At 46.3% G+C, this 21,495-nt stretch carries 18 protein-coding genes; all 18 read right to left on the bottom strand.

What is annotated here, in order from left to right; all coding sequences use genetic code 11:
* Positions 1–737 (bottom strand): IS1634 family transposase (locus RMX98_RS31220; protein ID WP_409881698.1); only part of this gene is annotated, 737 nt, incomplete at its 3' end.
* Between the two features lie 43 nt (positions 738–780).
* Entirely contained in the window at positions 781–1,173 is a 393-nt protein-coding gene (locus tag RMX98_RS31215) for a DUF4118 domain-containing protein (protein WP_409881697.1), read from the bottom strand.
* A gap of 461 nt (positions 1,174–1,634) precedes the next feature.
* Positions 1,635–1,781, bottom strand: coding sequence for a hypothetical protein (locus RMX98_RS31210; RefSeq protein ID WP_409881696.1), 147 nt, complete (start codon positions 1,779–1,781; stop codon positions 1,635–1,637).
* Between the two features lie 10 nt (positions 1,782–1,791).
* Positions 1,792–2,169 (bottom strand): hypothetical protein, encoded by a 378-nt coding sequence (locus tag RMX98_RS31205; protein WP_409881694.1) that lies wholly within the window; start codon positions 2,167–2,169, stop codon positions 1,792–1,794.
* Between the two features lie 156 nt (positions 2,170–2,325).
* On the bottom strand, positions 2,326–2,751 hold the full coding sequence (locus RMX98_RS31200; RefSeq protein WP_409881692.1) for a DUF302 domain-containing protein: 426 nt from the start codon (positions 2,749–2,751) through the stop codon (positions 2,326–2,328).
* 212 nt (positions 2,752–2,963) lie between these two features.
* Complete coding sequence (locus tag RMX98_RS31195; RefSeq protein WP_409881699.1) at positions 2,964–3,479, bottom strand: hypothetical protein; 516 nt, start codon at positions 3,477–3,479, stop codon at positions 2,964–2,966.
* A complete protein-coding gene (locus RMX98_RS31190) occupies positions 3,392–3,961 on the bottom strand; it encodes a hypothetical protein (protein WP_409881691.1) in 570 nt (189 codons plus the stop codon). Before RMX98_RS31190 ends, RMX98_RS31195 begins: the two co-directional genes overlap by 88 nt.
* Positions 3,962–3,992: 31 nt before the next feature.
* Positions 3,993–4,382: a DUF6130 family protein gene (locus RMX98_RS31185; RefSeq protein ID WP_409881690.1), complete on the bottom strand. Its 390-nt coding sequence runs from the start codon at positions 4,380–4,382 to the stop codon at positions 3,993–3,995.
* Positions 4,383–4,758: 376 nt separating this feature from the next.
* The gene (locus tag RMX98_RS31180; RefSeq protein ID WP_322705414.1) at positions 4,759–5,751 is read right to left on the bottom strand and encodes an alpha/beta hydrolase; all 993 of its coding nucleotides are present in this window, start codon (positions 5,749–5,751) and stop codon (positions 4,759–4,761) included.
* Positions 5,752–5,916: 165 nt separating this feature from the next.
* Complete coding sequence (locus RMX98_RS31175; RefSeq protein WP_409881689.1) at positions 5,917–7,353, bottom strand: SidA/IucD/PvdA family monooxygenase; 1,437 nt, start codon at positions 7,351–7,353, stop codon at positions 5,917–5,919.
* A gap of 60 nt (positions 7,354–7,413) precedes the next feature.
* Positions 7,414–8,163: a glucose 1-dehydrogenase gene (locus RMX98_RS31170; protein WP_409881688.1), complete on the bottom strand. Its 750-nt coding sequence runs from the start codon at positions 8,161–8,163 to the stop codon at positions 7,414–7,416.
* Positions 8,164–8,379: 216 nt separating this feature from the next.
* Complete coding sequence (locus tag RMX98_RS31165) at positions 8,380–9,195, bottom strand: alpha/beta fold hydrolase (RefSeq protein ID WP_409881687.1); 816 nt, start codon at positions 9,193–9,195, stop codon at positions 8,380–8,382.
* Between the two features lie 105 nt (positions 9,196–9,300).
* Positions 9,301–9,867 carry a DsbA family protein gene (locus tag RMX98_RS31160; RefSeq protein ID WP_409881686.1) on the bottom strand — a complete coding sequence of 189 codons (567 nt, stop codon included), beginning with the start codon at positions 9,865–9,867 and terminating at the stop codon, positions 9,301–9,303.
* Between the two features lie 207 nt (positions 9,868–10,074).
* Entirely contained in the window at positions 10,075–10,704 is a 630-nt protein-coding gene (locus tag RMX98_RS31155; protein ID WP_409881685.1) for a response regulator, read from the bottom strand.
* Positions 10,701–13,487 carry a PAS domain-containing protein gene (locus RMX98_RS31150; protein ID WP_409881684.1) on the bottom strand — a complete coding sequence of 929 codons (2,787 nt, stop codon included), beginning with the start codon at positions 13,485–13,487 and terminating at the stop codon, positions 10,701–10,703. The genes RMX98_RS31155 and RMX98_RS31150 overlap by 4 nt, the downstream gene beginning before the upstream one ends.
* A gap of 179 nt (positions 13,488–13,666) precedes the next feature.
* Positions 13,667–14,272 carry a DsbA family protein gene (locus tag RMX98_RS31145; RefSeq protein WP_409881683.1) on the bottom strand — a complete coding sequence of 202 codons (606 nt, stop codon included), beginning with the start codon at positions 14,270–14,272 and terminating at the stop codon, positions 13,667–13,669.
* 404 nt (positions 14,273–14,676) lie between these two features.
* Positions 14,677–15,306 carry a response regulator gene (locus RMX98_RS31140; protein ID WP_409881682.1) on the bottom strand — a complete coding sequence of 210 codons (630 nt, stop codon included), beginning with the start codon at positions 15,304–15,306 and terminating at the stop codon, positions 14,677–14,679.
* A gap of 6 nt (positions 15,307–15,312) precedes the next feature.
* The gene (locus RMX98_RS31135) at positions 15,313–21,306 is read right to left on the bottom strand and encodes an AAA family ATPase (RefSeq protein WP_409881680.1); all 5,994 of its coding nucleotides are present in this window, start codon (positions 21,304–21,306) and stop codon (positions 15,313–15,315) included.
* Positions 21,307–21,495: the final 189 nt, after the last annotated feature.

Genomic DNA, 21,495 nt, shown 5'->3' with positions numbered 1-21,495 from the left:
ACCCATAACCATTGCCAATGCGGCAACTCGTTGAGTTGAGTTGAGGAAGACGCTTGAAGTAAAAAACAACGGATCTTAGAGAAACCGGAAATTTCGCTCAGTAGACTGTTGTGCTTTGTATTCACGTAAAACATCATCATCGCTGAGTCGGATTCATTACCGTCTCCAATTCTCAGGTATAGCGGGATATCTCCATCTCCACTGCACATCAGATCTAAAATAAATTGTTTCAAGTCTCGGCGGTGGTCTCTTGAATAGCCATAGGTAATTTCGATTCCTCCTGGTTCTGCAATATTTGCTTTTCCATTGTTTATGTAATCGCCATCGACGTGAAACGAACTTGAATCGAGGTGTCGACTATCCATTTTTACCCCGAATTTACGGGCTGCACAAAGCGCTACTGTCACAAATACTTCGGTTAGCCCAGTTTCATATAGTTTGTCTAATACTCGACCCAAACGGTCGTCGTTTAAATGTTCTGGTCTTATCCCTTCTCCTAACAGATGTTCTGTAGCTTTGCCTACAAAAAACTTTTCAAATAGATAGAGTGGTGCACTTACAAACCCTAATCCATTTAAAATCATTGCTTTGACAACTTGACCTGCACTAATGATTTCTTGAGGGTGAGTTCCCAGTAGTCGGTCAATTTGTTCTACTAGGTTCATCTCATCACAGATGCCTGCGACTATGCCACAGTGGTCAATATCCTGTACCCTAATATCTAGTGGTAATGTCATGCTTCCAAAATGCAGCATTTAGGTCATTTTTAAAATACAGCATTTACGAGCGCACCTGCGGAATGTGGGTTTTATAGTTGGCTCTAAGACGCTCTAAAGCCATTCGTTGCGATTGAGAGAGGCAACTGACCAACCCTGCCGCGATCGCGAACAAACTCAATCGAACAACAGTTCCTATATTGACAAGTTGTAAGGAATAGAGTGGCTCAATAAAGAAATAGCTAACAGCCAGCGTAGACAAAACAGTTGCTAGCAAGCCAGTCTCCCATCCGCCCAACCAGGCACTAATCATAACTACCACAAAAAATAGCGGCGTAACGGTAGGATAAAGCCACGGTGTCAGCAGCAGCGTGAGTCCAAGTGCCACAGCCACACTGAGAGCTACTAGCCCAAAGTCAAACAGGCGATTGCTCCAATTTCTCCTTTCAGCCCTCATAGGTTTACTTCCCTTTTCAGAAAGTATTTTTCTCTGAATGGCTCGGCTCCGTTCCCGCAACCTTGCATCGGGGGATTGAGACAATTGGTTTAGCAACGTGTCAATTTGCTTCAGTGCTAAAGCAGAAGGCGTAGCGCGTCCATTTCATTTTTCCACCGATTAATGGTAGCAAAGGTGATGACTGAATAGCACTAAGAAAAGGTGAAACGCTTACCAATTTAGCAGTTTGCAATTGAGGGAATTTGGACTCGTAGTGTCACAGGGGACATCCAAAAATTACATTACTCAATTTTTGCATCCAATAGGAACAAGGGGGACAAGGTAGACAAGGTAGCAATACCTCTCCCAAGTCTCCCCAAAGCGATTGATTATTTTTTTATTTGGAAGTCCCCAGAGTGTTTATGATGTTGGCTTGCTCGTCTCAAAGAAAGTATTTTATGAACGAGCTTCGCTTTTTCTATCTACAAAACTTTTGCACAACCGTACATTATCCCTCTATCGGCGATCGCCAAAGGTTCAAACCAGACTGTGTTTCCTTGGCAGACTACTAGCGAAAGAGTTACCGTTTGAGCGTAAAGGAAATCAATGCGAACGCGTTTGCACTTCAATCGCCGCTTTTCATCCATCTCGCGTACAAACTTGACTCAGGATCGAGCGATCGTTCTTGAATATCTCTAACGTTCCTTGCCCTTGGCGATCTCCCTTACCTTCAAGAACTTGGTATTCATAGTTACCATTCTTAAACTTATACACTTGAGCGGCTCCTGTATTCTCTCTAGTTCCTTTGCCCAAACTCAAATTACCTTGAGGACTAGTAGAACGGTAGAGAAGTTCACCCGAACCATGCCTTTTCCAAATATTAACGTTGTATCTACCTTTGCACTTCAGACTGAGTACTAAGTCAGCAGTAGAGTCAGCTGAAGCTCTTAAGGAGAGATGAGCTAAAACACAAGTCATCAAACCCAGTAATATAATTTGCTTCAGTCGTGTTTTCATAGTTTCGGTTTGTTATTTTCTCTTTCCCCTGGTTGGTGAGCTTGCCGAACCATAACCTTTACCCTTTTCCCCTAAGAGTGCAAAAAGCACTTTTGCCAAGAGGTCTACTATTCTGATTTTGCTACCTTCCCTGCTTACCAAATGGATAAAGTCGAGCTAAACCAGTGCTTGCTCTGCTAACGATGGAACAACTGCAATGTTTTTAACCAACTCATCTGAAAGAGAGAAACGCTGTTTTAAGTAATTGGTATCGTTGTAACTCAGCCATACCTCACCGCTAGTTGATTCCCATACCAATATTTTCAAGGGTAAATCCAGCGCAATCGTTGGCTGTGCCACCATCAGAGGAGTTCCGGCTTTCGGATTGCCAAACAGCAGTAACTGCGTTGGAAGCAGGCTGAGTCCAACTTTTTCGGCTTCAACCTGTTGATCGAGGCGGGCGAAGACAGTGATACCTTTTGCTCGCAGGATGGCTTCTAAGCGATCGATTGTTTCGGTAACTGAATAAGGACTCGCCTGATTAATAATACCGTTATTCGCATTCATAGCAGTAAATTCCTTTTCCCAAGAAGATTGATTCACAGATATCTCGCTTGCGTACATTAAATCGTAGGCCTTGCTGATTCCATGTATGAAAACGATTTTGCATAATACCAAAATCCTTGTAGAGACGTAGCAGTGCTACGTCTCTACATCTAGATTCATACTTCAATTCAGCAACGCCAAATCGTATCTATAATTTGCTGCCTTATCACTTCGCAAACAGCAGTTGCACTGGCAATCTCAAAACAGGTTCAAGCAACTTTTGCTGGTATTGATGATGGGAACAGTTTGCCTTGCAGCAAGAGTCGTAATGTCCCCAAAGTAATGCTAGCGATCGCAATATTTGCTCCAATGAAAAGCGGCAATGCCAAACTTGTTACGATCCCGGTCATGCCACGTTCGACAAAATGCAAGGATGCCAGTGCCAGGATAGCAATGCCGAATGTGAATGCCCAGTAGGATGCTGTGAAGGGTTGTTTTAACAACCACGGTAGCAACCGCAATAGAATCAATGCTTGCAACAACCCATAGGCAAAAAGGGTTTGGGCGAAGAGGTCAGGACGACCACTGGTGATGCTCAGGTAGGCAACACAACCGACAGCAGGGGGTGCCAGTTGAATACCTAACGTTGAACGTAGAGATTTAGGCAAGGCTTCCAGCAGATACAAGCGTTGCATGATTATGGACTCCAGGGCCAACCACGAAAACATTCCTGTTCCAAAAAACAATGCACTCCAGTCTCGATAACCGAGGGCACTGGCACCGATCGCACTGATAAAACTACCTGCGACTGGCGGCAAGTAGAGAACAGGATCGTTTCTGGGTCACGTCCGCCCATCCATATCTGACCGGAACGGTACACACCAAAGCTTAATTGTCCAATCACACCGACGACGAATAATGCGACAGCAAGTGCATGGGCATAGGGTGCGATCGCTACCGCTACCATTACTGTAGACACAGGCACCAATGCTGTAAAGCAACACAAAATAGGATGCTCGAACTCAGCGAGGGCAGCCTTTCTCGCCCATAACCATTTGCTGATATAGAGCAATAACAACATGAGCCAGACGGCAACGGCAAGCAGCATGATGCTTTCACTAATCCAGATTGGCAGATGCCAGATATCAACAGCAACTCGCCAACAGTTTCCCAGCCCCACTAAGCCCAGAATCATGCTAAAGAAAGAAGCCGGAACCTCAATGCGTTTGGCGTTCAAAAGGGCAAATTTTAGATGTGATTTTCTCATGACTCAGTTTCTGGCAATGAGATGGTTGAACTTATCGCTTAGGATCAGGAACTGTAAACGTCACTGTTTCGCTGGTGATGACTTTGTGAACGGGGTCGGCTAGTTCGAGCAACACCTTGTGTGAACCCGGTTCCAAACCGACCAGGATGATTGTTTCGCCACTGGCATCGACAAAGTGCCACGGTGCATCATCGACGGTGATGTGAATATGTCCGATGCGCGGCGATACATCCAGGGCACCTTTGCCAAATACTGGCAACACACGCAAGTTCTCCGTTCGGTACTGGATGAAGACGCGACCCTGTGCCAGGGGTTGGGGAAGCGGTGGATCGACAATCAGCTTGGGTGGGGCTTCGTTTTCGATCGCGATCAACGGTGATGCTCCGATAATGTCCTTGGCGCTTGGTGTGTGGGTGTTCATAGCGGTTAAGTACCTAAAAGTGATTTATATATCGTTTGGGTTTGTCGAAATTTGCGTGTGCGATACCTATAAGCGCCATTTCTAGAAGAATGTTTGCTACCGCCGTTTCCAGAAAGCGACGACGGTTATGTTTAATTGCTTTGGGTTCAAAGCTTACGCAAACCTCAGAGGTTTGTACTAGTAGTTCGCTTTCGTAACTTGGCGGGGTAAAGGGGCAAGGGGAAAGGGAAAAAGTGTTATTCTTTTACCCTTTAACCTTTACCCAATTCCTGCGCCCTCACTTAACAATTTTGGTTTGGCAGACTACTAGAAGGGTTTAAACCTCGGAGGTTTTGGCATAACAAGAAGCGATGCCTGCGGTGGTAAACTACGCTTCCTATTGCAGATGCTTCTTCAGTTCAGCCGCAGCTTGAACAAACAAAGAACGGACTTCTGGCAACTCAGCTAAACCATTGAGCAGTCCAAAGTCATGAATCATGCCGTTGTACTGCACTGTTGTCACCTCTACCCCAGCTTCATCGAGCTTGCGTCCGTAGGCTGTGCCTTCATCATGCAAAATATCGCTCTCTGCAACCGCAATTAATGCTGGAGGCAAGCCTTTGAGTTGCTCAACCGTCGCTTGTAAGGGAGATGCGTAAATGTCTTTGCGCTTTTCTGGGTCAGGGATGTACAGGTCATACATCCACTTCATCGTGGGTACGGTTAAGTACCGTTTGTCGCCGAATTGATGATAAGAATTCGTTTCAAAATCGGCATCGACGATCGGCCACATCATGATATGTAGCTTGATGTGTGGTCCTCCGTTTTCTTTCGCCTTCAAAGCAGTGACTGCTGTCATATTTCCGCCGACACTGTTGCCGACGACTGCCAGATTCTTGCCATCCACCCCAATCTCTTCACCATGCTCGGCAACCCATTTGGTCGCAGCATAAATTTCATTGATCGCCTGTGGGTACTGAGCATCTGGCGTGCGCGTATAGTTGACAAAGACTCCTGCAAATCCTGAAAGCACAACCAGATCGCGCACCATGCGTTTGTGTGTTGGGTAATCACCCAGTATCCAACCGCCGCCATGAATAAAGATGAAAACAGGCAATGTGCCTTTGACTCCTTCAGGTCGCACGATATTGAGCGTAATCGAATAACCGTCAGCAGTAATCGTTTTCTCAGACTCTTCAATACCTGAAAGGTCTACTGGAACAGAAGCCTGTGCATCCACGAGAACTTGACGCGCTTCGAGTGGAGGTAATGTCTCTAAGGGTACACCTCCTGAGTTCAGCACTTTCAAAAATGCCTTCACTCCTTTAGAAAGACGTGGATCGTCTGCAACTTCCAAAATCTTTGCTTGTGAATTTACTTGAGCAACCATGACATTCTCCTTTGATAATTAGTAAACAATTTGTTGAAATGACACTGTTAAGTGAATTGGTTTAACAGTGATGCTTGATCGGCTGCGATTGTGAAATGGCGATCGCTTTCTACTGACATCGTTTCCCAGCCGGAATTATTTGTTACTGGTGAAAAAATTGTCCACCTAGCGGGTCGCTGCCTCGATCGGTTGTTTCCACACCGCAGCAGCATAGAGCGAGTCCTCAAAATCGGGGGCGATATCGCCTGTGATCCTTGCCTCATGATGCGCCCAGTCCTCAAAGAACAAGTCGTGACTGATGCGCGATACTATTGCAGGTACGTCGCGGCGGATGCTATGGATGTCACCAACTGGCAATCCGAAGCTGACCAAACCAGCAGGATTAAATACGTGAATGTCTTTCAGATAAGGGGCAGTGCCAGGTACTTTTTCTTGGTATTCGTGGGCGCTACCGAGGTAAGGATGTGCCCCTAAACCGTCGTTGTGTAGTCCTTCTGGTGGCTGGTAGCGATCGCGCCAGAGGGCAATATGTTGGGCAAAGTCGGCGAGTTCGGGACGCTTTGTTGGGTCAACGAAGTAACCAGTGCCAGCGATCGCAAAATCAAACTCGAAAACATCATCGTTCACCTGGATGGCAACGCGTTCGCCCAGTTTCCGGGCCGATTTCCAAGGTGCAGATAGATGGATGTGAAAGTTAGGGAAAGCGATCGCTCGCTCAATCGAGTTCGGAGGTGGCGCGGTGCCTGCTTGATGAAAGCGCCAAGCCTGGAGCCATCGGGCTGCATCGGGTAGTTGGGGATAGTTGTCGTAAGCACCAGGGTAATCCCGTACCCGAAGGACTGACAGAGATGGGATCGCTGATCGCCGTACAAATAGATGTACTGCCTTAGCTCCCGATTCCAGCGCCACTGCTGCTGCATCGAAAGCTGAAGCCGCCGCACCCAGCACCGCCACAGTCTTACCGCGCAGTGCTTCAAAATCGATGGCATCGGCGGTATGTGCGTACAATGTGCGGGGTAAGTCAGCCAGTACTGGAGGTATGTAGGGGCCACCAGTGCCAGCCACGCCATTGGCGAAGATAATTTTGCGCGTAGTCTCTAAGAGCGGAACACCGTTTACCTCAAGGTGTAGGCGGAAGAAACCTGCGGCCGGCTCAATCCGCACCAACTTCGTCCGGTAACGAACCTGGATACCGAGGAAATGCCGATACCAACTGAGGTATTCAGCCCAAGTCACTCGCCCAATGCGATCAATCTTCGCATAGGCTGCCGCACCGTGCCGCGCTTCGTACCAGGCTTGAAAGGACAATTCTGGAATGCCTAGTTCTGGACCAGGCAGATGTTTCGGTGTGCGGAGCGTTCTCATCCGCGCTCGCGTCAACCACACGCCTGCATGAGCCTCGTCATCGGCTGCATCGATTTCTGTAACGCGACCGATCCCAGCACGTCGTAGCGCAAATACAAAGGTGCTACCACTACCGCTACCACCTATTATAGTGACATTGTGATCGATGCCAGGGCGATCGGGCACCCAGTTTTCGGGATCGGGACCGAGCAGGCGTAGTGCCTCGCGGGCAGCAAAATCGGAATTGCTCGTTGTCATGTTGATCTCCTCATATCTCGTCGCGATGGATGGAAGAATCGGAATAGCATCTTTTGGACTTCAAATCTGTGCCATACCACCATCGACAAACAACTCAATGCCGTTCACGAAGCTGCTGTCATCTGAAGCGAGAAAGACAACGGCTTTGGCAATCTCATCGGGTGTGCCGACTCGTCCTAGTGGGATGGTGTTGGCTTGGCTGTCCACGAATTCTTGCAACTGCTGGTCATTCAGTCCCAAATGATCGTAACCAGGAGTCGGAACCACACCAGGGCTAATGGCATTCACTCGGATCTTCCGTTCTTTGAGGTCGAGTATCCAATTCCGAGCAAATGATCTCACGGCGGCTTTGGTGGCGCTGTAAACACTGAAAGCTGGCGTACCTTTTATAGAAGTAATCGAAGCATTCAGGATAATAGAAGCACCCTCTGGCAACAGTGGCAGTGCCTTTTGTACGGTGAACAGCAAACCTTTGACGTTTATGTTGAATGTTTTGTCAAAGTGTTCCTCAGTGATTGCTCCAAGTGGGGCAATTTGTCCACCTCCAGCATTAGCGAAGATGATATCGAGGTGTCCTTGTTCTTGCTTAATCGTGGCAAACAGACGATCAAGGTCTGCCAGATTAGAAACATCGCTCTGCACAGCCGTAACATTTTTACCAATGGCTTCTACAGCAGCATCCAGTTCGGCTTGGCGACGACCCGTGATGTAGACATAGGCACCTTCAGCAACAAACTGTTTAGCTGTGGCAAGACCGATACCACTGTTGCCACCCGTGATCAGGGCGATTTTTCCTTCTAGTTTTTTCATGATGTTAATCTGAATGGGGATTTTGGATTTGTGTGAACCATTGAAGTGTTATCGGTTCTGTTGCATCATAGCTTTGATAACAGTAGATTTAACCCTTGATTCATTGTTGGAACCAGTTGGGGCAAGAACTGTATCTTAACAAGCGTGCCATTTCTTACATCTCCTTTGATTGATCTGCTTGATGACGCTGCTTGAGACCTACAACGAGGATTGGGATTACTTCACAGAGCCAGTGCTTGCTGCTTCAATCACTTTGGCAACTTCTTTTGGATGAGAGATAAAAGGAACATGACTGGAGTTGACTTCGGTTGTCTTAGCATTAATCCGTTTAGCCATAAATCGTTGCAGTTCAGGGTTGATGGCGCGATCGCTTTGAGTCACGATAAACCAGGAAGGAATCGTTTTCCAAGCGATTTCACTCACGGATTGCTCAAATGCTGCGCTAGCGATCGGCTTTTGGGTTGCTGCCATCACTCGTGCCTCAGCCTTTGATACGTCCTGGGCAAAAAATTTGTGAAACTTCTCGCGATCAACATAGAGAAAGTTTGCGGCATCAGATACGATCGCCGTGCTAATTGGAGGCGCTGCGTACCTTTTATTCAAATCACTTGTCTTTTCACCCGCATCCGGTGCAAATGCGTTGACATAAACCAGAGCTTTCACCTGTGAATTGCCAGCCGCCGCACCCGTGATTACATTTCCACCATAAGAATGTCCGACTACAACAACAGAACCCTTTTGAGCATCAATCACCCGCTTCGTCGTTGCCACATCATCAGCCAGTGAGGTGAGCGGAATCTGCACAGCAGTCACTCTGTAGCCATCCTGCTCCAACAATGGAATGACGTGTTGCCACGATGTACCGTCAGCATAAGCCCCATGAACGAGAACGATCGCAGGTTTAGAGTTGGATGCTTGCGGTAATTCCTTGGAGGTGGCTGATGTTGGATGCATTGATATGACAACGACAACACTTAATGCAAATAACCATAGCAACAATTTTTGAACTTTTTTCCATGTAAAAACCATCATGGCGATCGCCTCTGTATTCTTGCTAAATTGCTGAAATCTCTGGTTTTTGTTGTCCGTATAAAAGTTATGAACTACTCTCTACTGAAATACTCGTTGAGATGAACATCAAAAACCTTGATCGCTTGCAGCGACAATGGCTGCCATTATTTGCTCAAGAGTCCAGCGATCAAGATAGCGAATTCCATTGATAAACAAAGCGGGTGCAGCCTCCACTCCACTTTGCAGTCCACCTTCGATATCCGCATTGATGCGAACGACATACACTCCCCTAGATAAATCCTGCAAAAATTGACAAATATCAAGTCCTAAACGATTGGCATACTCAACCAGATAACCGTTTTCCAACTCTTGTTGATGGACAAACAACATCTCGTGCATTTGCCAAAACTGTCCTTGTGCTGCTGCGGCTTCCGCCGCTTCCGCCGCCCGTTGAGCATGAGGATGAATCTGTTCTTGGGGAAAATGACGGAAGATAAAACCCAAACCATTTTCTCCAAAAGAAGCACTCAATTGTTGCCCGGCAACTTTAATCAACCGATAGACGTTTGCACTCTGAAAACATTCATAGTCCCCATACATTACAAGTACCACAACAGCACTTAACACACCTTGAATATGATCTTGCGTTGAAGGTGGGACGAATAAAGAACTATGATCGGGATCGTAAACCATTTTTCGGTTCGGATAAAGCAAACTTAAACTTTACAACTCAGTTGCTGTTAGTGTTTGCATGATTTCAATATAGGTAGTTGACTCTCACTTGTCATCCACTTAGAGTTGACACTTTTGTATGATCGAGTGATGGGTAAATCAATCCATCTCACTATGGAGAGTTGGCTCCAACTAAAGTTGGTATTCAAATTCCAACTTTAGTACAACCTATAAACTGACAAGCCCGCGTTTAACGGCAACAATCACGGCTTGAGTGCGATCGCTCACTCCCAGTTTGCTGAAAATCCGATTCACATGCGATTTAACGGTGCTTTCACCAATACTCAAAACAGTGCCAATTTCTTGATTACTCATTCCTTGTGCCATCAAACGCAGCACTTCCAACTCTCGCCCACTGAGTTCTGGATTAATCATTCGCTGCAATAATTTTGCCCCTACTTCTGGTAAGATATATTTCTGACCATTATGAATAGCGCGAATCGCATTCAAAAGCTCGCCAGGTTTAGCATCCTTAAGCAGATAGCCCTGAGCACCTGCCTGCAAGCCACGATAGATGTCTTCATCACCATCGTAGGTTGTGAGTACCGCAATTCGGGCCTGCTTAAATTCAGCACAAATCTCTAGAATGGCTTCCACCCCTGCCATTTTGGGCATACGTAAATCCATTAGCGTGATGTCGGGTTGGTGTTCTCGAAACAAGTCGATCGCTTGTTGCCCATCTTCGGCTTGAGCAATCACGGTCATTTCTGGATCAGAATCAATGATGGTTGCCAATCCCTTTCTGACAATGGCATGGTCATCAACAATCAGAACACGAATCGTAGTGGATTGGCTCATCGTAATTCTCTTTCTCGATTGATAGTGACAATAATTTCTGTTCCCTGTCCCGGTTGGCTTTGAATCGTTAGTTGGGCACCAATGCGCTCTGCCCGTTCGCTCATTCCTAATAAGCCAAAACCACTCCTTACTGGAGCGCTACCCACTCCAAAGCCCTGTCCATTATCTTTAACCCATAAGCTGCATTGTGTCTGGTTGTACACTAACTCAACCCGAATTTCGCTGGCATAGGCGTATTTAATCGCATTAGTTAATGCTTCCTGCCCAATTCGGAGTAAGTTATTCTCCACATCGGCTGGTAAGGAATAGGCTGTCCCCTGAGTCTCGTAAATCAGAACAGTATCGATCGTAGATCGCATCTGAGTCACAAGGCGGTGCAGGGCGCTCTCTAAATTGCCCTCTTCCAATAGCTGCGGACGGAGTGCTGCTACAGATCGCCGTGCCTCTGCCAGCCCAACGCGTGCTAGTTCATCAATCATTTCCAGATATACCTGGGTTGCTTCCGAGATGTCCACTGACACTCGTGTTGCTCCAACTTGAAGCAGAATACCTGTGAAAGATTGAGCGAGTGTATCATGAATTTCTCGCGCCATCCGGTTACGCTCTTCTAAGATAGAAGTATGTTCAGCTCGTTTGCGATCGCTAATGTCTGTCATGAGACTGTAGAAACCTCTTACCTGAGCATTATCATCGAAATCAGGAATAAAGGTGGCGCTGATGCACCGCTTATCATCCAAAAAAGGGATTTCTGCTTCTAAAGGGACAGTTTGCCCTGCAAACACCTGATTAATATACGGCTCAATCCGTTCATAAACCGCCTCACCGAGCAGTTGACGAACAGGATTGCCCAAAATTTGATCGCGGCTACGGTTGAACCAAACCTCGTATGTACGGTTGATAAATTGAAAGCAGAGATTGGCATCGACGTAGCTAATCAGAACGGGTAGAGCGTCGGCAATCAGTCGTAATTCCTGCTCCTGTAAGCGAAGCTCCTCGTAGACACCGCGTAGCTCTGCTTCGCTTGCCTGCAATGCTGCCGTTCGCTCTGCAACTTGTTGCTCTAGGGTGCGATTGTATTCTGCTAAAAGCTTCTCTGCTTGTTTACGTTCGGTGATGTCTTGAAAGGCTGCGATCGCATACAGAATGTTGCCAGATTCATCAAAAATTGGAGTTCCCCAACTTTCGATCGGAATGATGCGATTCCCCTGGTGAATTTCGATATCATCCACACTGCCCTGTTCGCCGTTTAGCGCTCGTATCATCATCAGTTGTTCGGTTGGGTAGGGGCGATCGGTTCCTGCCACATAGAGTTGATAGACCTCGGCAATTTGCTCTGGGGTGACAGACGGCAGCACGCCCTTGCCCAAGAGTTGGATTGCTTTCTGATTCGTGTAATAAAGGCGACCTGTTGCGTCCAGAACCGCAATTCCTACCGGAACCGACTCTAAAATTTTCTGGAGGCGAGTTTCACTTTCGGCGAGGTTCTGGTTTAAAGACTGCATTTTGGCAAATGCGATTTGAAGCTGCTGTGCCATCTGGTTGAATGATCGAGCCAGTTCGCCCAAATCGCCCGATCGCTCAATTTCTACCGTTTGATCCCATGCACCGTCTGCTAAGGCTTTTGCCGATTGGCTAACGCTGACAATCGGTTTAGTGATCCATCGGGCAATCAAAATGCAGATCGCAATGCCAAGCAGAAAAGCCGCAATACAAAGCAGAATCGTCGTCTGAATGCTCTGATTAATCTTGGCCATGAAATCGGATTCAGGCAACACCGTAACAATCAGCCAATCCAGCCCACGATTATCTTTGAATGGCACTACCTGAAGCAACTGCCGCTTACCATCGAAATTAAAATCAAGCTGTTCCGTAGTCTGAATTTGCCACAAATCGCTAAAATGCTCGCGCAAATAGTCAGCAGTAGCTCGCACGGTAGGGTTACGGCTCTCAACTGCGGACAATCGATTTGCCGCCGCCCCACCACTCATGATCGCCTCTCCGGTGGAGGTGGCAACCAGTTGTCCCGATCGCTCTAGAATAAAGGCGATGCCTGTCTTGCCGATTTGCAGGTTCGCCAAAAAAAGGCTCATCTCATTAGGCAAAAATACATCGGTGGCACAGACTCCCAACAGCGATCGATCAGCAGTGCTATAGACAGGCGTACTGGCGGTGATTGTTGGCAACTGGCTAGCAAAGTCGGCATAGATGCCACTCCAGATTGGTTCGCCTGCCGTCACTGCTGCTTTATACCAAGGACGAACCCGCGCATCGAAGGCTTTGTTGCCTTGACTGATTAACTGGTCTCGCAGACCATTGCGATCAAGGCTGTAGCCGTAGAGTTTATGATCTGTAGCAACATTACTCGACCGCAGTTCAATCGAGCGATCGGCAGGGCTACGTCGCACCCCTAGAAGAGAACCTTTGCGATCGCCACAGTAGATATCACTCACCATTGGATAAATCTGAATTTGCTGCCAGAGTGGAAACTCACCTTTGACTGCGCTAGGGTCAATTTTTCCCTGAGCGAAGGTGCTGGCATTGAGCCGATTGATGTTATGGGGTATCTCGGTATAGGTTTGTAGTTTGCCTTCGATCCGGTTCGTCAGTTCGCGCCGCAGTTGACTGGCGAGATCGTTGATGGCTTCCTGTCTATTTTTGAAGGAAAAATACCCCACTAAGCCGACCGTCACCAAAGTTTGCAGCACAAACGGCACAATCAAAACCGTCTGCAATGGCACCGTTCTGGAAACTTGAGCTACAACTTGCTTGAGAAGACTGCTCATCAATCGGATTCCTCATTTACGGCAGTTCGCGCAGGTTAGTCCATTTATTGACAATAGTCTGCCAAACCAAAATTGTTAGGTGAGGGCGCAGGAATTGGGTAAAGGTTAAAGGGTAAAAGAATAACACTTTTTCCCTTTCCCCTTGCCCCTTTACCCCGCCAAGTTACGAAAGCGAACTACTAGCCATGAGAAACTCCAACGATCGCAACAAGTAGTGGCTCAAGCTCTAAAGCGTCTTTATAACGCACACCATTGATAAATAAAGCTGGAGTGCTAACCACCCCACTATCCATTCCACTGGCAATGTCTTGATTGATGCGATCGACATGCACTTTTTGGGCAATGTCTCGAATAAACTGAGTTACATCAAGCCCTAAATTGTCAGCGTATTCTGCTAAATACCCATCTTCTAGCTCTTGCTGATGCTTCAATAGCATTTCGTGCATCTGCCAAAACTGCCCTTGTGCTGCTGCTGCTTCTGTCGCTGCTGCTGCTTTTTGAGCTTGAGGATGGATTCGAGGTTGAGGAAAATGTCGGAATACAAAGCATAGAGAATCTCTCCCGAATAAGGTCGCCTCAAGCTGGCGTTGAATTGCCTGAATTGAGGTATAAAGTTCATTACATTGGGGACACTGATAATCCCCATACTCAACAAGCACAACGCGAGCATTCAATAATCCTTGTCGATGGTCTTGCTCAGAAGGAGGTGCAACTAATTGATTGCGCTCTACTTCGCAGTTACCGCAAGGGTCGCCAGGTGTGTCGTCAGGAATAACATCACTCATTCTAAACCCTCATGCTAAATCTTTGAGGAGAAGAGATTCATCGTGTGCCCTCTGAAATCTCTTTGCTTCAACTCTAATAGTCGTTTATATGAGATTAATGTATGAGACTTGCTTAGGCTTGTCGTCAATTCAGGGTCTGTATTTTAATCAACAAAATGATTGAAGATGAGTCAATTTGAGGGAGTAGAACGAATCAAACTCAGGTTTGATTGCCTCAGAGACGAATGGCACTAAGAAAAGGGAAAATCGTTGAGGCAGCTCTTGTGCAGAGGAGCAGGGGAGCAGGGGAGCAGTTGCAGTAAGTCTTTCCCCTCTGCTCCTCTGCAATCCTTACGCCGCCTACCCTTCAGCTTAACTTAGTGCCATTCGCTTCAGAGACTAAAAGTTAGGTCGGTGTAGGTAGTTCACAAGCTAGCAATTCCGCGTTTCAAGGCAATAATGGCTGCTTGGGTGCGATCTTTGACATCTAGCTTGCTTAAAATTCGGTTGATATGAGTCTTCACTGTACTTTCACTAATATTGAGAGCAGTGCTAATTTCCTGGTTGCTCATGCCCTGTCCGACTAACTGGAGAACTTCTAACTCACGATCGCTCAGTTCTGGAGCAGTCATCCGTTGGACTAGCTTCGCAGCCACGTTAATAGGAATATACTGTTGTCCCTTAGTCACTGTCCGAATTGCTGTCAATAGTTCCTCTGGCTCAGAGTCCTTCAGTAAATATCCCTTTGCCCCTGCTCGCAATCCTTGATAAATCTCTTCATCACTGTCATACGTGGTCAGCACAATAATTCGGGCATTGGGAAATTCATTGCAAATAACAGTAATCGCCTGAACACCTCCCATCTCAGGCATTCGTAAATCTATCAAAGTCACATCAGGCTGCTGTTGCTGAAAAACTGCGATCGCCTCATGCCCATTTCGCCCCTGACCCACAATGACGATATCTGGAGCCTCCTCTAACATTCCGATCAACCCCTGGCGGACAACAGGATGATCATCCACAACCAGAACGCGAATGCTACTAGGCTGATTCATGCTGACTTACCCTCGATTAATAGATACCATAATCTCTGTCCCTTGCCCTAAGTCACTTTGAATCTTTAATTCAGCGCTAATGCGTTCAGCCCGTTCTGCCATCCCCAGTAGACCAAAGCCATTCTGCATCGCCTGGTTTTCTACCTCAAATCCCTGCCCATCGTCTTGAATTCGCAAGCTGCATTGGGTCGGTTCATAGATCAGTTCAATGTGGATTTCACTTGCCTTAGCATGTTTGATTGCGTTTGTCAAAGCTTCCTGCCCAATCCGAAACAGATTATTTTCGAGATCGGAGGATAGGGGATAGGGTGTACCCATGACTTCGTAGACGATTTGGGTTGCGATCGACGGGTCTAATTGAGCCGCAAGACGGCTTAAGGCATCCTGTAAGTTACTGCTCTTTAAAAGGTATGGGCGGTGTAGTGCCTCTACTGAACGACGTGCCTCCGCAAGCCCAGAATGTGCTACGTCGAGGATCTGAGTCAGGAGAGTTTGCGCTTTTTCTGGGTCTGCCATTACCTTATTGGCGGCAGAGCGAGCATGAATGATAATACCTGTAAACGCTTGGGCTAAAGTGTCGTGAATTTCCCGCGCCATCTGATTGCGCTCCTCTAGAATCGAGGCTTCTTCGGCTCGTTTGCGATCGCTAATGTCTGTCATGAGACTGTAGAAACCTCTTACCTGAGCATTGTCATCGAAATCAGGAATCAAGGTGGCGCTGATGCACCGCTTATCATCCAAAAAAGGGATTTCTGCTTCTAGAGGGACAGTTTGCCCTGCAAACACCTGATTAATATACGGCTCAATCCGTTCATAAACCGCCTCACCGAGCAGTTGACGAACAGGATTGCCCAAAATTTGATCACGGCTACGGTTGAACCAAACCTCGTATGTACGGTTGATAAATTGAAAGCAGCGATTGGCATCGACGTAGCTAATCAGAACGGGTAGAGCGTCGGCAATCAGTCGTAATTCCTGTTCTCGTAAACGAAGCTCGTCGAAGACACCGCGCAGCTCTGCTTCGCTTTGCTGTAAAGCTGCCGTTCGTTCTGCCACCTGAAGTTCCAGGGTGCGATTGTATTCGGTTAACAGTTTTTCCGATCGTCTTTGCTCCGTGATGTCTTGGAAGGCTACGATCGCATAAGCCACGTTCCCATGTTCATCAAAAACTGGCGTTCCCCATGCATCAATGGGAATAATAGTCTCGCCTCGGTGAATCTCTAAATCATCCCTCCTTGTACGTTCGCCTTTTAAGGCTCGAACAATTGGCATGTCCTCAGGGGAACAGGTTTGATTCGTTCCAGCCAGGTAAACTTGATAAACCTCTGCAAGATGAGCAGGTGTCGCGCTAGGATCAACGCCTTTGCCTAGTAGCTGAATGCCTCGTTGATTGACATAGTAAGGACGACCCGTCGCATCCAAGACCCCTATTCCCACTTGAACCGCTTCTATAAATTGATTTATCTGACTTTCGCCGTCACGTAGTTTTGAGTAAAGTTTGGCATTTTCGATCACAATTGCTGCTTGAGTAGAGAGTAGATTAAGAACTTGCGTTCGCGTAGCGTCTCCGAAGGAGACTCGCTCCGGTGTAAATACTCCAGTTGCTAATTGATTTTCTAGATACAACACACCCACAAGTTTACTTTGATTTAGCAACGGTAAACAAAGAAGCGATCTCGTTTGGTTATGCTGAATGTATGGTTCATTAATAAAATTACCTTCGCGAGTTGCATCCTTTAAGATCACAGATTCATGAGTCCGGATAACATAGTTAATAATCGATTCGGGTAGGCGATTTGCCATTGGAGTTGATCGCAGCACTTGTGTAGCACAAACCTGCTTGCCTTCATCAAGTTCACAAGAAGCCTCTATCAACCATTCTCCTGCATTTTCCAAAAGCAGATATCCAATTTGTGCTCCAGCGTTCTCAATTAATATCTGCATTAGAGAACTGAGCAACCGCTCCAGTTCAATTTCACTCGAAATTGCTTGAGCTGCTTTCATCACTGTCGCTAAATCGAGAGCAGTATGTGAGGTACTTGAGATGGTTCCGATCGCGGTGCGAACTGGTGTAGATACGTTGAAGGACTGAGGAAATAGTTGAGGATAACGAATTTCTAAATCTTTAACCTTTGCAATTGCTCCCCATCGTTCATAGCAGTAGTGAGCTTCCTTCATGTAGAGCTGGGCAAACTTTTCTCTACCACGAGCTAAGTAATGTTTGGCGGCTAATTCATAGGCTAATGCTTCTTCTTGAAGATACTCGTTGTCCTTGGCTCCTTGAATGGCTTGTTCATATAAGTTTTCTGCTTCAAAAAATTGACCGAAGACTCGCGCTTTTTCTGCTTCAACGAGATGAAACTTGTGTAAAAAATTTTCTCGACAGCTATCTGACCATGCTTTCAAGCGCTGCTGATTCGATCGAATCTGTTCCAAAGTATTATTTTGTTCTGCTTGAGATAGACCGGAATACAGGTTGAGTAGAATCAGAGAACCATAATAGAAATAACTACTATAGGTTGTAAATCCTACGATAGAATTTAGGATCTTTCCCGCTTCAACGAAATAATGGCAGCCTTGCTCAAAATCTGCTGTTAAACAGGAAAGATGCATTCTGAGGATGTAATAAAGACAAATTGAAAACCGGATTTGTGAGGTTTCACCCTGATGAACTATTTTTTCTGTCTCTCTGAGCAATTGATCGTGTTCCTGTGCCGCTTGCCCTAAAGCAAGTTTTGCGATAAAAAATTTAGCTCCAGCCAGTGCCACCCTCGAAAGCTCGTCCTGAATCTGCTCCGCCACCAACTGATATTTTTCGTTGTCTTCTGCAACGGTTGTTAAATTTTCGCCTTGAAATAAGCGATTAAAAATGTTACCGACCACGTTATAGGCTGCAAATTGAACATTTCCCGACTCCATGCTTGCCAGAAAACCTTTGTTATTGATCGTGGCTGCTCCTGCTATAGGCTTTGACCAAACTTGAATAAAGCCTCCAAACAACATCTCAGCCTTACACTGCTGAGATTTACTGTTTAGCTTGTAGCTCAACTGCACAGCTAAATCTGCAAACTCATAGCCTCGTTGGTATTGCCCTTCCATCAAGGCTAAAAGAAGACCATAGTTTGCATAAGCCTTAATAGACTCAGCAATATTTCCATGTTCAATGGAAAGACGAACTACTCTTAAACTGATAAAGCAGTAAAGTTCAATGTTAGCCGTAATGTATGCTGATATATCTACAACGATCAATTTAATCATTGCTTGAATGACCCGATCGCTCACCGTTGGTAAAGTTAAAAGTGAGGAAATTGAGCGATTTTCTAAGCTTTTGGCAACAGCAGCAAACTCTTCACGGACTAGTTCTGTCAAATTTTTGCCCTGAATCTCAATTCCCAGCTCATGCAATCCGATCAGACCTGTTTGAACTGCTTCCTCACATTGGCCTTGTAGGGTATATTGAGTGATTTGAAAAACACGAATATCTGCGCGATCAACGGCAGAAGAAATATGCTCTAAAGCAACTTTGGTTGTGGCGCTTAATTGCTCATAGCTAGCATTACTCAACTGTGCTGCACAGAGAGTACGATACAGGTTGAACATCAAGTCGTACTGACTTATCCAAGCCTCTGCTTCGAGCAAGCCAATGCCAGTCTCAAGATACCGAATCGCGGCTTCATAGGCTGTAGAGGATATGGCTTTTTGAGCGGCAGCCAAGTTGAGTTGTGCTATTTTCTCTTTTTCATCTTTCTGTGTCAGAAGGGATTGACCAAAGTTGATGTGGTTGACAATATCAAAAAGCATCTCACTTTGTTCGACCTCAGAGAGCTTGCCAAGCAGTAGTCGTCCAATAGAGTAGTGTGTTACTTGCTTTCGCTCCTCAGGAATCAAAGCATAAGCGGCTTGCTGTACTCGGTCATGCAAGAATTTATACTCTTGAACTAACAAGTCCTCATCTAATTCAGACAGGGGTTGAATGAATCCTCCTTGTACTGCTGGTAGTAAATCCTGAAAAACCGTTTTGGGCGATTTCTCACACACTATCGCTAAGGTATTTAAATCAAATTCAGCTCCGACACAAGCGGCTAAACGGAGAATTTGCTGGGTTTCTTCTGGTATTTTTTTCAGCTTTAAGAGCATCAACTCTACCACATTATCAGTGATGTTTTGGGCTTCAATCTGAGCAATGTTCCATTGCCAGCTTAAGTGTGACCCATCAAAACTCAACAGACTTTCGCTATAAAGCATTCTCAAAAATTCGCCGACAAAGAAAGGATTACCCTCCGTTTTCCGCAGCACCAACTGGGTCAGAGCAAAAACGGTTTGGGCATCCCGATGGAGCGTCTGGGCAATCAACTGACTCAACGGCAAGAGCGTTAAAGGTGCCAGGACAATTTCTTGAAGCACCGCCCCTTGTTGTCGCAGCCTAGAGAGCGTTAGTACCAATGGATGCGTTGAATTTACTTCATTATCTCGATAGGCTCCAATCAAAAATAGAGATTGGGTTTGCTCATCCAGCAGCATCAGTTCGATTAACTTGAGTGTGGCCGAGTCTACCCACTGAAGATCGTCCAGAAAGATAACTAAGGGATGTTGCTTTGAGCAAAACACCCGCACAAACGATTGAAAGGTTAGATTGAAGCGATTTTGGGTTTCAGTAGCTCCAACGTCTGATACAGGTGGCTGTTTGCCAATAATTAACTCAACTTCCGGGATCGCATCAATAATGATTTGCCCATTGCTTCCCAAGGCATTTAGAAGTTTTGATCGCCACTGTTGCACCTGCTCATTGGATTCACCCAGTAGTTGCTGGACTAACTTTCGCAAAGCATCGACGATCGCACTGTAGGGAATATTGCGCTGCAATTGATCGAATTTCCCCCAGATAAAATAGCCACGCTTTTGAGTGATGGGTTTGTAGAGTTCCTGCACTAATGCTGATTTTCCAATGCCAGCATAGCCAGTCACCAACATCATTTCAACTTTGAATTTTATTTGTGTGTTGTTTTGTAAAGTAGCGATGCGATTGTCCTCTGGACACGCTACGCGATCGAACGCTGCCAATAACATGGTAATTTCTCGATCCCGTCCATACAGTTTTTGGGGAATTTGAAACCGATTGGAAATGTCTTGAAGACCTAACTGGATGCGATCGATTTGACCAAATTTTTCTAATTGGCGATCGCAGCTTTCTAAATCTGCTTTAATTCCCCAAGCACTTTGATAGCGATCCTCAGCATTTTTCGCCATCAGTTTCAGAACGATATCTGAAACAGGTTTGGGGATCGTTGCATCCAGTTCGTGAGGTGGAACGGGTTGTTTGGCAATATGACAGTGGACTAGCTCCAGGATGTCTGTTGTGGAAAATGGCAGGTGTCCGGTGAGCAATTCGTAGAACGTTACGCCCAGCGAGTAAAAATCGGTACGATAATCGAGCCAGCGATTCATCCGTCCAGTTTGCTCTGGCGACAGGTAGGCAAGAGTGCCTTCTAACACATGGGGGCTTTTGAATGTCGGATTGGTGCGATTAAAGCGGGTGGCAATCCCGAAGTCAATGATTTTGATAACGCCAGTATCCCGATTGAGAACAATATTTCCTGGGTTGATATCCCTATGAGTCACATTGGCTGCATGGATTCTACCTAGAATATCGGTAAGTGCGATCGCTAGACCCAGAAACGCAGACAAGGGCATGGGGCAGAAGTCCGAGCATTTGTGTATCCATTGCTCCAGAGACTCGCCGCCAAAGTCTTCTAAGAGAATGACGAGGGTGCGTTGATAGTCGTGCTGACTGTATGCCTTGACAATTCCTGACAAGTTGAGGGAGCGGGTAATTTCATATTCCTGTTTGTAGCGGGTTAATTCTTGGGGAGAAGGATAATCAAGCTTTAGCATTTTGACGACGAGCGCCAGATTGTCCTGCCCTCTGAAGCCTCGATACACCAGAGATGCCGAACTCTCATAGATTTTACTTTGGATGGCAACTCCAGGTATGGCAATCATAGAATTTTTTCTTGATGAGCGTCATGAGCCATCTGTCACTCAATTATATGGCTTGCCAGACTCTAAAAAATAAAATAATTGGGCAAATTCCAGGGGAAGAACTGGCGAAGCTGTCACCAAGATGGGGAATATACGATTGGATTGCAGTACCTAAAGTCGTACAACTACTTGCCTGCCGAGTGTGAGCAG

Source organism: Nostoc sp. DedQUE02, assembly GCF_034531035.1.
Classification (GTDB): Bacteria; Cyanobacteriota; Cyanobacteriia; order Cyanobacteriales; family Nostocaceae; genus Nostoc.
The sequence above is the reverse complement of the archived record's forward strand: the minus strand, read 5'-3'. Positions and strand labels throughout refer to the sequence as shown.